This window comes from Enterococcus sp. AZ191, from assembly GCF_051713845.1.
In the GTDB taxonomy this organism is placed as follows: domain Bacteria; phylum Bacillota; class Bacilli; order Lactobacillales; family Enterococcaceae; genus Enterococcus_B; species Enterococcus_B durans.
In genome coordinates, this window is the sequence record NZ_JBIOQS010000001.1 from 112,131 (window position 1) to 124,557 (window position 12,427).

11 protein-coding genes are annotated in these 12,427 nt (G+C 39.1%); 2 read left to right on the top strand and 9 right to left on the bottom strand.

Annotated features, from left to right (window positions below; all coding sequences use genetic code 11):
* Window positions 1-123 precede the first annotated feature (123 nt).
* Window positions 124-1,476, top strand: a complete 1,353-nt coding sequence (gene brnQ, locus IGI47_RS00580; RefSeq protein WP_311930650.1) for a branched-chain amino acid transport system II carrier protein — start codon at window positions 124-126, stop codon at window positions 1,474-1,476.
* 702 nt (window positions 1,477-2,178) lie between these two features.
* Here brnQ and IGI47_RS00585 read toward each other — a convergent pair.
* From IGI47_RS00585 to treR, 7 genes are all read right to left on the bottom strand, one after another.
* Complete coding sequence (locus IGI47_RS00585) at window positions 2,179-2,553, bottom strand: hypothetical protein (protein ID WP_311930651.1); 375 nt, start codon at window positions 2,551-2,553, stop codon at window positions 2,179-2,181.
* A 136-nt stretch (window positions 2,554-2,689) separates the two neighbouring features.
* On the bottom strand, window positions 2,690-3,154 hold the full coding sequence (locus tag IGI47_RS00590; protein ID WP_438783033.1) for a low molecular weight protein-tyrosine-phosphatase: 465 nt from the start codon (window positions 3,152-3,154) through the stop codon (window positions 2,690-2,692).
* A gap of 15 nt (window positions 3,155-3,169) precedes the next feature.
* A complete protein-coding gene (locus tag IGI47_RS00595) occupies window positions 3,170-3,751 on the bottom strand; it encodes a TetR/AcrR family transcriptional regulator (protein WP_005875283.1) in 582 nt (193 codons plus the stop codon).
* A gap of 48 nt (window positions 3,752-3,799) precedes the next feature.
* Window positions 3,800-4,801 (bottom strand): Holliday junction branch migration DNA helicase RuvB, encoded by a 1,002-nt coding sequence (ruvB, locus tag IGI47_RS00600; protein ID WP_005875281.1) that lies wholly within the window; start codon window positions 4,799-4,801, stop codon window positions 3,800-3,802.
* Window positions 4,802-4,813: 12 nt separating this feature from the next.
* Window positions 4,814-5,416, bottom strand: coding sequence for a Holliday junction branch migration protein RuvA (gene ruvA / locus IGI47_RS00605; RefSeq protein WP_005875279.1), 603 nt, complete (start codon window positions 5,414-5,416; stop codon window positions 4,814-4,816).
* Between the two features lie 480 nt (window positions 5,417-5,896).
* The gene (gene msrB, locus IGI47_RS00610; RefSeq protein WP_311930654.1) at window positions 5,897-6,337 is read right to left on the bottom strand and encodes a peptide-methionine (R)-S-oxide reductase MsrB; all 441 of its coding nucleotides are present in this window, start codon (window positions 6,335-6,337) and stop codon (window positions 5,897-5,899) included.
* A 76-nt stretch (window positions 6,338-6,413) separates the two neighbouring features.
* Window positions 6,414-7,127 carry a trehalose operon repressor gene (treR, locus tag IGI47_RS00615; protein WP_311930655.1) on the bottom strand — a complete coding sequence of 238 codons (714 nt, stop codon included), beginning with the start codon at window positions 7,125-7,127 and terminating at the stop codon, window positions 6,414-6,416.
* A gap of 236 nt (window positions 7,128-7,363) precedes the next feature.
* Here treR and treP point away from each other — a divergent pair, with 236 nt between their 5' ends.
* Window positions 7,364-9,349: a PTS system trehalose-specific EIIBC component gene (treP, locus tag IGI47_RS00620; RefSeq protein WP_311930656.1), complete on the top strand. Its 1,986-nt coding sequence runs from the start codon at window positions 7,364-7,366 to the stop codon at window positions 9,347-9,349.
* Window positions 9,350-9,753: 404 nt separating this feature from the next.
* On the opposite strand, the gene IGI47_RS00625 is transcribed toward treP, so the two are convergent.
* Together IGI47_RS00625 and mutL are read right to left on the bottom strand one after the other, a co-directional pair.
* Window positions 9,754-10,311: a Maf family protein gene (locus IGI47_RS00625; RefSeq protein ID WP_311930657.1), complete on the bottom strand. Its 558-nt coding sequence runs from the start codon at window positions 10,309-10,311 to the stop codon at window positions 9,754-9,756.
* Between the two features lie 19 nt (window positions 10,312-10,330).
* A complete protein-coding gene (gene mutL / locus IGI47_RS00630; protein ID WP_438783036.1) occupies window positions 10,331-12,421 on the bottom strand; it encodes a DNA mismatch repair endonuclease MutL in 2,091 nt (696 codons plus the stop codon).
* Between the last annotated feature and the right edge of the window lie 6 nt (window positions 12,422-12,427).

The window sequence follows — 12,427 nt, forward strand, 5'->3', positions numbered from 1 at the left end:
CTCATATTTTAGCACGGAATGGTCGGAATACCTAAAGATTTATTACTACCGTTATCTAGAAAATGGTTGCTAATCTGTATTATTTTTGTTACTTTAAAAAAAATAGAAGTAAAGGAGTTATTTATGACAAAGAAGTTAACATTTAAAGAATATATGTTTATCGGTTCCATGCTTTTTGGTTTATTTTTTGGAGCTGGTAACTTGATCTTCCCAGTCCACATGGGACAAGAAGCAGGTGCCTCGATTTTTTGGGCAAACCTCGGCTTTTTAGTAACAGGAATCGGCCTCCCATTTTTAGGTGTCATTGCCATTGGCGTATCGAAGACGGCTGGCGTCTATGAATTGGCTAAAAGAATCAATCAAACGTATGCAATGGTTTTTACTATTTTGCTTTATCTTGTAATCGGCCCTTTCTTCGCATTACCTAGATTAGCAACCACTTCTTATGAAATCGGGTTAGCCCCATTTATACAGTCTGATCAGCAAACTTTGTTTTTAGCTATTTTTAGTATTCTATTCTTTTTTGCTGCTTGGTGGCTTTCAAGACGGCCGACGAAGATCCTCGATTATGTAGGAAAATTTTTAAATCCTGTTTTCTTAGCATTACTTGGACTCTTATTGTTACTAGCATTTATTCATCCTCTCGGTACAGTGCAACATGCTGCTGTCCAACCGAGTTATCAAGACCATGCTTTTTTTACTGGTTTCACTCAAGGGTATAACACACTTGATGCTTTAGCTGCTTTAGCATTTGGGATCATCATCGTGACGACGATCCGCAATATGGGTGTCACGAAACCTTCTGCTATTGCAAAAGACACCATCAAATCTGGTGCGATCAGTATTGTTTTGATGGGGATCATCTATACATTGCTTTCTTATTTAGGTGCCATGAGCCTAGGTGGTTTTGCGCTAAGTGAAAACGGTGGAATCGCCCTTGCCCAAATCGCTGACCATTATCTAGGAACTTACGGGAGTATCTTACTTGCACTGATCGTCGTATTGGCCTGTTTAAAAACAGGGATCGGCTTGATCACTGCTTTTGCAGAGACTTTCACTGATTTGTTCCCAAAAAGAAACTATTTATTTTTCGTGACGATGGCTAGTGTACTCGCTTGTTTGGTGGCGAATGTGGGATTGACAAACATCATTCAAATTTCTTTACCTGTATTGATGTTCATCTATCCTTTAGCAATGACCCTGATTTTACTAGTTCTTGCGGGGCCATTATTTAAACAACGTCCAGCTGTTTATCGAATGACTACGTACTTTACGTTAATTGCTTCTATTTTAGACGGTTTGAATGCTTGTCCCGACTTTATCAAACAGTCAGCTATAGCCCAACATATCTTGGACTATGCAAAGCAGTATCTTCCATTTTTCCAATTAGGTATGGGCTGGATCGTTCCTGCGATCATTGGTTTTATCATTGGACTGATCTGGAGTAGCATAAAAAAAGAACCGGCACTAGACTGAGTAAGGCTTCTTTTAACGTAACTGTTTCTCAAAAGAAATGACTGTTACTTGAAAAATAACCGGCTTTGATAGCCTGATAATTTAAAAATAGTGTAACCTATTTTTGGATTATCAGGCTTATTTTTTAGCAACGATACGTCTCATTTTTATGATAAACAGCCGTACAATTATCCTTTAGTAACAAGATAATGCGAACTGCTTTATAAGTATCCGTTCTTCAACGTACTTTCATCATGAGCTAAATAGAAAATACTATCTAAGGAGATGATTATTTCCATTTCTTATAAACAAGTAACTTTTATCAATAAGAAATAATTTTTACAAAGAAATTTAACAACTTTCAAAAACTTTCGTCACAAAAAATTCACAACTCATCGCTATTATATAAACATACCAACAAACAACCCTAACAACACTTTTTCATTTTTAACTCCTTATCCTGCTAGCTCCCCGGCTAGCAGGACCTTTTTTTATTTCTACTATATTTTCTGCTTATATTCGATCCTTTGATACAAAAAAAAGAGCGTGGGACAAAACTGAAAATCAGTTTTGCCACAGACTCTAACTCCGAATAAACGGTGGGAGCAGAAGTAACTCCTTCGGAAATAAGCCGAAATTCACAAAAATTTGAAAAGCAATTTTCGTTAATTTCTTCTTATTTCTCGGAATTAAACACTTCTGTCCCAACCTCTTCGATTTGATTTATTTCGATAATCGTTCTTGCTCTCCCGCTGGTGAAAGGCTAGTGATTTTTTCGATTTGTTCAATTGGTACCATACGTATTTGTTGTTCTTGGTTTTGTAAACGGATCATGACCCGCTCTTTTTCCACTGTTTTCGTTGCGATCCAGCCCGAGATCGTTTCATATTTATTACTCATGCGATTTTCTCTGACTTGCAAGATGACTAAACTGTGTTGCGCTGCCGCTTTTTGTAGTTCAAGGACAAACTTTCCTTGCAGACGTACATTCTCTGCTATTTTCTCAGTGTCATTTACAAAAGAATCGAAAAGCTGGTAGGACGTATGTGTCACTAACTTGGTCAGTTTCTTCATAGGTGATACTGGTTCTTCATTCATCGAATGCACTCCTCCTTTAACTAAGAAAGTGTTACTTAATTAAATCTATTTTACCTAATATTTAGCGAAAAAACAAGAATATGATTTACTCTAGCCAAAGCAAAGCAAGCGTTACCTTGACATATATATCGTTATTTTATTGATCTTTTCTCCATATTTTTAGCCAATAATCAAGACCTTGACTCAACAGTTGATATGTTTCATCAAAATCATGTGTGTAATATGGATCAGGAACATTTTGTTCTTCTTTCCCTGGTACACTACTCAAAAATAAATGGATTTTGGCTTGAGCATCTGCAGGTGCTAACTGTTTTAGTTCCTCGACGTTCGACTGATCCATACCAATGATCCAATCAAATTTTTGGAAATCTTGTGGCTGGATTTGGCGGGCAATCATACCCTCTGTAGAAATATTTTCTTTTGCTAAGATTGCTTGCGTACCTGGATGAGGCGAACGTCCAATTTCATACGTGCTAGTGGCTGCTGAATCAATCCTAAATCGATGCGACATCCCAGCATCTGCAATCCGCTTTTTCAACAGTCCCTCAGCCATCGGTGAGCGACAGATATTTCCTAAGCACACAAATAAAACGCTAGTCATTGACAGGTTCTCCCCTCATTCATTTTCTTCTAGTTCTTCTTTTGCATACAACCGATAAGAATACAACTCTGTATCTTTGGCTAAACGAAAGAGTTGCATCGCAATCTCCATTGGCGTTTCAGTATACTCGTGAGTGATCCAATTGATCAATACCCCACTACAACCGTAGGAGAAAAAACGGGCATAAAACAATTTATCTGTTGAAGATAATTGCTTTTCCTCGTCCATTTCTTCAAAAATCTTGATAAATGATTGCTGGATGATCGTTATAAATTCTTTTTGCATTACTTCTTGGTCTGAAACAACTGTGCTTGCATAAAAATCTTTTTGAGCAGCGATTGCTTTTAACATTTTCAAAGCTTGTTCTTCCCAATTGTCTAAAGAAAGAGAATCAGGATCTAGATAGTGTAAACAATCTTCATAATAGACCCAGCGTAATAGATCATATTTATCTGTAAAATGATAATAAAACGTCTGACGATTGATTCCAGCTTCATGCGCAATCCGCTGAACACTGATTTTTTGTAGAGACTGTTCTTGACATAGATCGATAAACACGGTTTTGATCAATTGTTTCGTGTGCAGTGTATCACCCATCCACATTCCTCCTATCTTTCCACTTAAAGAATTGAATTCACTACAAAATCAGACCTGATAGTCGTAGCCAAAATGTTCGTATGCGTAGGCAGTCGCAATTCTTCCTCGCGGTGTACGCTTTAAAAATCCCTTTTGTATCAAAAAAGGTTCATACATATCTTCTACTGTTTCTCGTTCTTCCCCGATATTGACGGATAAAGTACTTAGTCCGACCGGTCCACCACCATATAATTCGATCATTGTTCGCAACAGTTTTTGATCCACATAATCTAGCCCAGCTTGGTCCACTTGCAATAAAGTCAATGCTCGATCTGCGATCTGCTGATCGATTTTTCCATCGCCTTGGACTTGCGCAAAATCTCGGACTCGCTTCAACAAGCGATTTGCGATACGAGGTGTTCCTCTCGAGCGTCGTGCAATCTCTAACGCACCTTCTTCGATGATCTCTGTTTGGAAAATATCAGAAGAACGGATAACGATCTCTCTTAAATCAGATTCTTCATAGTACTCCATGTGGGAAATGATCCCAAACCGATCTCTAAGTGGTGCCGACAGCATTCCTGCTCTAGTTGTTGCGCCAATCAATGTAAATGGTGGCAACGGAAAATGGACTGGATGAGCAGTCGGTCCTTGGCCTACCATGATATCTACATAGAAATCTTCCATCGCCGAATAAAGCATTTCTTCTGCTACCCGCGGTAACCGATGGATTTCGTCAATAAATAATACGTCTCCAGCTTCTAATTCATTAAGGATCGCTACTAGATCCCCTGGTCGTTCAACAGCCGGTCCACTCGTAGTCCGGATATTTACCGCCATTTCGTTTGCAATCACCATGGCCATTGTCGTTTTTCCTAAACCTGGAGGACCATATAATAATACATGATCTAAAGGCTCTTCCCTATTACGAGCTGCTTCGATATAGATCTTTAGTTCTTGTTTGACTTTATTTTGCCCGATATACTGCGAAAGATACTGCGGGCGGAGGGATTTTTCCAAACTAAGTTCATTTTCACCCGTTTCAGGCGATAATAGATGTTCGTCTGTCATTCATAGCCCTCCTTATTTTTTCATCATCAATTTCAATGCTTGACGTAAATATTCATCAGTGGTTTGATTCTCCACTTCTTTTAGTTGTTTTTCTACACGCTTGACTTCTCTTTCACTGTATCCTAATGCAGATAAAGCTTCCATTGCCTCAGATAGAGCCGTTGCATCTTGCAGTGCAGTCTCATCAAATAAATTGAAGGGCGTCTCGATGCTCAACTCGCCAAATTTTCCTTTTAGATCAAGAATCATCTGCTGCGCTGTCTTTTTACCAACACCCGGAAATTTCGTCAAATAAGTGACATCTCCAGATTCTACTGCATGAATCAATCCCGAATGATCGTCACTAGCCATAATAGCCAATGCGCTCTTAGGACCAATGCCTGAAACACTGACCAATCGTAAGAATAATTGTTTTTCTTCTAGAGAACCGAAGCCATAGAGAAGATGCGCATCTTCTCGGATGACTTGATGGACGTAGATTTTTACTTCTTTGTTCATTTGACTGCTGTAACGGTAAGGATTTCCCAAAGCAATTTGATAACCGATCCCATTTGCTTCCACTACTATGTAATAGGGGTTGATAAAAGTGACCACACCTGTCAGATATTCATACATCTTGTTATCCTCTTTCTTTCACACACATACGTTCGCATATTTTCTCCTATTGTAGCACACTTTGGCTTTTGAAAAAAGAGGTCGCTATTTTTGTTCCCGCATCATCAAATCATATGAATCCAAAATCATATAAACCTTGGGACAGAGAGAAATAGCTGTTTGAATCTGATAGTGTTGCTTTCTCTGCCCTCATCTCTAGTCAGCACCTCGGATGCAGATCAAAAACAGTACTGGACTCGATAAGTGAGCCAACAAAATACGACGAAAAAAGCCGCAAACAATGAAATTTGTGACTATACCCAGTAGGTAACAAGAAATGCAAAAAAATTTTTTCGCATTCCTTGTCAAATTTCATCGTTCACAGCGCTTGATCGTGGATAAAAAGTTCAGATATTGGTCATTCTTTTACTGTAAGCCACTTGATTGTCCACCTTAGACGTTTTCTTGATTATACTTGATAATTTGTCATGGTCAGAGCTTTCATTCAACTAACAAGCAATAGTCGCCATATCCTTGCTGTTCCATTTCATCATAAGGAATGAACTTTAAAGCCGCAGAATTGATACAGTAGCGTAAGCCACCTTTTTCTGTGGGGCCGTCATTGAAGACATGCCCTAAATGTGAGTCTGCTTGATTGCTTCTCACCTCTACTCGATGCATTCCATGTGAAAAATCAGCTTTTTCTTTGATATCTTTTCTTGTGATTGGCTTACTGAAAGCTGGCCACCCACAACCTGCATCATATTTCTCGGCAGAGCTGAATAGTGGCTCACCACTGACAATATCAACATAGATCCCTTTTTCATAAAAATCATCATATTTTCCTGTGAATGGTCGTTCTGTCGCGTTTTCTTGTGTCACTGCATAGGAAATTGGGTCTTGTTCTTTTAACTCTTGTTTTTTCTTTTCAATTTCGTTCATCAAAAACGCCTCCTTGTCTTTTAATCATAATGACAAAGGAGGGAGAAGCAAACAATCTGCTCATTTTGCTACAGGTTTATACTTTTCGTCTTCTTGCAAACTCTACAAAGCGGAATTTGTCTAAACGATGAATCGATTCGGTATATTCGAAACAACTCGTATCCTCTAAATGGACTAAGCCTCTCACAACCACTACGTATTTGTCTCCGTTTAGATCCATAGATTCTTCTATCGCTGCTGTCACAGGTTCAACGGTGATTTCTTTTTGGGCATAAGCAATCGTCAGCTGCAACTCATCTTCAAAGTATTCATAAATAGATCCTTCACTGATCTGCTTTGTCAACACAGGAACTACGTCCTTCAATAGATAATCTCTATCCAAGATCACGATTTCCCCATTGATTTTTCTTTGACGTATCAAATGCCAGACCGGTGTTCCTTTTACCCAACGAGTAACATCACTAAGTGCTTGATCGACCGTTGTTTCTTCTAACGTCTGCACGATCGTTTCACTAGGAATATGTTGTGCTTCTTGTAACTCTTTATAGCTAGTTAAACCAGCGATTGGAAAATCAAATCGATTACGTTCTAATACGATTGATCCTTTTCCCTGTTTTTTTTGGATATAACCTTCTGTTGTCAAAAGATTAAGCGCTTTTCTAATTGTTTCCCGTGAAACACCATATATCTTGATCAATTGATTCTCACTTGGCAACAACGTATGGGGAGGATATTCTTTTTCCAAAATTTTTTGTTCCAAATCTAAAAAAATTTCATTGAATTTATTCATTCTTTTCTCCTCCACTAAACAGTTGAAATCTCTTACTCGTTAATCAACTATACTACAGCTTTTTTCTGATTTCAATGTTCTGGCTACTTTCTTGCTCCATTCACTCCATCGTTTTTATAGCGATTACAAGATTTTCTCGTTTTAAAATAAAACGCTTTCAATTCACTAAATAAACCAGTATAGTATGGATATGAACAACTTGTATACACAAGTTAAAAAGAAAGGGGTTTATTCCTATGGTAAAGTACCAAGCAGATGCCGAAAAACTACTAGAGAGTATCGGCGGAAAAGAAAATATTGCCGCTGTGAGTCACTGTGCTACACGTATGCGCTTCGTTTTGAATGATCAGCAAAAAGCAGACGAAAAAGCAATTGAAGATATTCCCAGTGTCAAAGGAATGTTTACTAACGCAGGACAGTTTCAAGTAATTATCGGCAATGATGTAGCCACATTTTACAATGATTTTGTTGCTGTATCTGGTGTTGAAGGCGTATCAAAAGAACAAAGTAAAGTCGCAGCCAAGCAAAATCTTCATCCTGTCCAACGAGCAATTGCTGTTTTAGCGGAAATTTTCACACCACTGATTCCTGCAATTATCGTGGGTGGACTGATTTTAGGTTTTCGTAATGTATTAGAAGGTATCCAATTTGCGAGTCTTGGTGGAACGATCGTTGAACATTCTCAGTTCTGGAATGGTGTCAATGGATTCTTATGGTTACCAGGTGAAGCAATCTTCCACTTCTTACCTGTCGGGATCACTTGGAGTATCGCGAAGAAAATGGGTACTACACAAATTTTAGGAATTGTTTTAGGGATCACATTAGTTTCACCGCAATTATTAAATGCCTATAGTGTAGCTACAACTGCTGCAGCTGATATTCCTTTCTGGGATTTCGGATTTGCACAAGTTCAAATGATCGGTTATCAAGCACAAGTGATTCCAGCAATGCTTGCCGGATTCATGTTAGCTTATTTGGAAATTTTCTTCCGTAAGTATATCCCACAGTCGATCTCAATGATCTTCGTACCATTATTCTCCTTGGTACCAACAGTCTTAGCAGCTCATGTGATTTTAGGCCCTATCGGCTGGACAATTGGTAGCTGGATCTCAAATGTCGTAAATACAGGGTTGACTTCTTCAATCAGCTGGCTATTCAGTGCAGTATTTGGTTTCTTATATGCCCCATTAGTAATTACTGGATTGCACCATATGACAAATGCGATCGATATGCAGTTGATTGCTGATTTTGGTTCAACGAACCTCTGGCCTATGATTGCTCTATCAAATATCGCACAGGGTTCAGCTGTACTTGCAATCATCTTCTTACACAGAGGGAATAAAAAAGAAGAACAAATCTCTATTCCTGCAATGATCTCTTGTTACTTAGGTGTAACAGAACCTGCAATGTTCGGGATCAACTTGAAATACGTTTATCCATTTGTGGCAGCAATGGTTGGGTCAGGTCTAGCAGGGATGTTTGCTAACTTGATGGGTGTCCGTGCAAATGCGATCGGCGTAGGAGGATTACCTGGCATCTTAGCTATCCAAGCACAAGCATGGGTACCATTTATCATTGCAATGGTCATTGCAGTCATTGTTCCTTTCGGTTTGACTGTCATTTTTAGACGTCAAGGTATTTTAAATAAAATTGATCCAGCTGTACCTGTTGCTGAATCAAGTGTCCAATTACAAACAGCAGACGGCAGTACTGTTGCTCCAAAACAGTTCGAACCAGTCAACACAGCAACAACTAGCGTAGCTCTTACTGAAGAATTGTTTGCAGTAGCAGATGGACCAGTTAAAGAGATCATCGAAGTTGATGACCCTGTCTTTTCTCAAAAAATGATGGGTGAAGGATACGCGATCGAACCTTCAAACAACAATGTGTATGCACCTGTCAGCGGAAGAGTCACTAGCGTTTTTGAAACACAACATGCTATCGGTATCTTAAGTGATGCAGGCCTTGAAGTTCTTGTTCATATGGGGCTTGATACGGTTGAGTTAAAAGGAGCACCTTTCACTGTACACGTGAAAGAAGGCGACCTTGTCACACCAAATACACGTTTAGCTGAAATGGATCTAGCTGCGGTTGAGCAAGCAGGGAAAAAGACCGATATCCTCGTTGTTCTAACTAACCATGAAAAAGTAGCTGGATTATCACTCGATCAAACAGGACTTGTCCGCCACGGTGAACAAGTTGGGAAAGCAAAAATCAAGTAAGACAAAATGAGCCAGATAACCACTGCATAACGAGGTTACTTGGCTCATTTTTTTGGCTCTATACTTTTTGATGTTGGTGAAGTTCGCCAACATTTTTTATGATTCAAAAGTATAGAAAAGACATCTTGAAATTCTTTAGAATGAATTTGACATCTATTTATAACAAGGACTAATCTTTAGAAATAAAATAAGTTCGAGACAAAAGTCTTTTAGGTTTGAGAAACTTCCGAAAAACCTGACTTTTGGACACCGTTTATCCGGAGTCTGTAGCAAAACTGATTTTTAGATTTGTCCCACATTCATCGTGAGTTTTATATAAATTTGCATCAATACGATTTGACGAATAGCCATTATTCCAGAATTTCTCATTACCACTATCTTTTGGCAATGAGTCTTTTTTAGTTTCAGTTAAATTTTTTCAGCGCTTGATTGACGGCACCAATGGGAAATCCCACAATACTGTAATAGTCGCCATTAATTGCTTTGACAAACGCACCAGCCAGGCTTTGGATACCATATGCGCCTGCTTTATCAGCATAATCACCAGTTGCTAAGTAAGCAGCGATCTCTGCATCTGTTAGATCGTAGAAAGTAACTGCCGCATGTGCTAAGATTTTTTCTTCTTTTTGATGATCTGTTAGAACGACTGCTGTATAGACATCATGGGTCGTGCCACTTAGTTTTCGAAGCATCTCTTGCGCTTCTTCCTCATTCTCAGGCTTACCCATGATCTCGTCTTCAAGCACCACCGTCGTATCGCTTGCAATGACCAATGTATCTGGTAGTTGTTTACTTTTAACAACGTTCGCTTTTTCAAGAGCCATTCGTTGTACATATTGTTTAGGGTTTTCTCCTTCAAATGGCGTTTCATCCATATCAGCAGGTTGAACCTCAAATGTGGAAACCAATCGTCCTAGTAATTCTTTTCTTCTTGGTGACTGTGAAGCCAAAACAACTTTCATCTGTTTTCCCCTCTTCGCCTTAATGTGGATCTTGGATCCTTTTGAACATTCTTTCCATATCTGAATTAGTGAAATGGATCAATACTGGTCTTCCATGCGGACAATTAAACGGATTTTCACATTGGGCAAGATCGTTCAACAATACCCTAGCCTGTGCTTCATTTAGATAATGATTCGCTTTGATTGATCGTTTACAACTCATCATGATTGCTGTTGCCTCACGAAATTTCTTCACACTAACCGTCCCAGTGGACAATAACATATCGATCATTTCTCGAATGATCGCTTCTTCCTCCCCGTTTGGATACCAAGTTGGGTGCGCACGAACAATAAAACTATTTTGGCCAAATCCCTCTAAATAAATCCCGACTTCTTCAAGTACAGATTTCTGCTCTTTTAATTTCAATGCGTCGCTATTCGGGTAATCTAAAACAAAAGGAACAAGCAGTTCTTGAAGATCATCTGTGACTTCCCCGATTTTTTCCCGGAAATATTCATATTTGATCCGTTCCTGAGCGGCATGTTGGTCAATGATATAGAGCCCCTCTTTGCTTTGAGCAAATAGATATGTTCCATGCATTTGTCCAAAATATTCCAACTGAGGAAAACGTTGTGTTGCCTTTTCAGTCTCGAGTTTTTGGATTGCTTGCTCCAATCCACGATCTTTTTTCCCTAAATCAAATTCTGGATGTAAAGCTAATTCTTCCTCGTACACAGTTTCCGCTACATCTTGACCAGGAACTTCTTGTTCTAAAAAGTTGCCCACAGTGGATAACTCATCTACAGACTTATCCACTGATTTTTCTACAAAGTTATCCACAATATCACCAGGTTTATCCACCGTTTTTTCCTGTTTTTCTGGATAATCCCCTGTTTCTTCAGAAAACCCCTCATTGTTTTCAACACTTTCCACAGAGTTATCAACAGAATCGTTCACAACTGGACTCTTTTCCTCAGAAACATAGAATGCGCCTGTCGCTTGATCGTAACCCAAACTTTGCGGGGTTTTTGGTTTCTGCTCTTCAAACGCATAAGATAAATCAATCTCAATTTGTTCAGCTTTTGGTTGATCCGGTACTTTTTTCTTAAATCTTAAATTGTCTGCAGCACTAGGAATCAAGTTTTCTTGTGATAGTGCTATTTGGATCGCCTGAGCAATCAAATCTGTCAGTTCTTGTTCTTTGGATAAACGGACTTCTTGTTTTGTAGGATGGACATTGACATCGACTAATAACGGGTCCATTTTGATTTCTAAAACAGCAATTGGAAAACGGCCAACCATCAGTTTCGAGCCGTAACCTGCCACAATTGCTTTGTTTAATGAAAAATTCTTGATGAAGCGGCCATTGATGATCGTCGATAAATAATTTCGGCTTGCACGAGTAACTTCTGGCAAGGAAACATACCCAAAGACTTCAAAATCTAAATCGTTCGCTTCGATTTTCAACATTTTTTTTGCTGTAGCTAATCCATAGATCCCCGCAATCGTTTGTTTTAGATCTCCATTTCCTACTGTTGCCAACATTTTATTGCCGTCGTGGACTAAACGAAATGCAATCGTGGGATGGCTCAAAGCTAAGCGATTGACGATATCGCCAATATTGGCTAACTCCGTATGCAATGTTTTTACATATTTTAACCGTGCAGGTGTATTGAAGAACAGATTGTCAACGGTGATTTTTGTTCCTTGTCTTAGTGGCGCCGGGCGATGCTCTATTACTTCTCCTCCCTTCAATTCTAAGTAGGTTCCTTGTGTTTCATCTTGATTCGCTGTCTCAATCGTGAGCAACGATACGGAAGCAATACTAGGAAGCGCCTCTCCGCGAAACCCTAACGTACGGATGCGGAAAAGATCATCACGACTATGGATCTTACTTGTAGCGTGGCGTTTGAACGCATTTTCCACATCTTCAGTCAAGATACCTTCGCCATTATCAATGACTTGGATTTTTTTCAAGCCTGCTTCTTCAACTAAAATATCAATTTGCGTACTTCCGGCATCAATGGCATTTTCAACGAGTTCTTTTACCACGGATGCTGGCCGTTCGACAACTTCACCAGCTGCGATCTGATTGGCTAATCGTTCCGATAGTTCCTGAATTTTTGCCATCTCAAC

Coding starts and splice junctions, on each gene's coding strand:
- IGI47_RS00595 (WP_005875283.1), bottom strand. CDS start 3,751: ATGGGTGATACACTGCACACGAAACAATTGATCAAAACCGTGTTTATC.
- treR (WP_311930655.1), bottom strand. CDS start 7,127: ATGAATAAATTCAATGAAATTTTTTTAGATTTGGAACAAAAAATTTTG.
- mutL (WP_438783036.1), bottom strand. CDS start 12,421: ATGGCAAAAATTCAGGAACTATCGGAACGATTAGCCAATCAGATCGCA.
- IGI47_RS00625 (WP_311930657.1), bottom strand. CDS start 10,311: ATGAAAGTTGTTTTGGCTTCACAGTCACCAAGAAGAAAAGAATTACTA.
- msrB (WP_311930654.1), bottom strand. CDS start 6,337: ATGAACGAAATTGAAAAGAAAAAACAAGAGTTAAAAGAACAAGACCCA.
- ruvB (WP_005875281.1), bottom strand. CDS start 4,801: ATGACAGACGAACATCTATTATCGCCTGAAACGGGTGAAAATGAACTT.
- brnQ (WP_311930650.1), top strand. CDS start 124: ATGACAAAGAAGTTAACATTTAAAGAATATATGTTTATCGGTTCCATG.
- treP (WP_311930656.1), top strand. CDS start 7,364: ATGGTAAAGTACCAAGCAGATGCCGAAAAACTACTAGAGAGTATCGGC.
- IGI47_RS00590 (WP_438783033.1), bottom strand. CDS start 3,154: ATGACTAGCGTTTTATTTGTGTGCTTAGGAAATATCTGTCGCTCACCG.
- ruvA (WP_005875279.1), bottom strand. CDS start 5,416: ATGTATGAATATCTGACAGGTGTGGTCACTTTTATCAACCCCTATTAC.
- IGI47_RS00585 (WP_311930651.1), bottom strand. CDS start 2,553: ATGAATGAAGAACCAGTATCACCTATGAAGAAACTGACCAAGTTAGTG.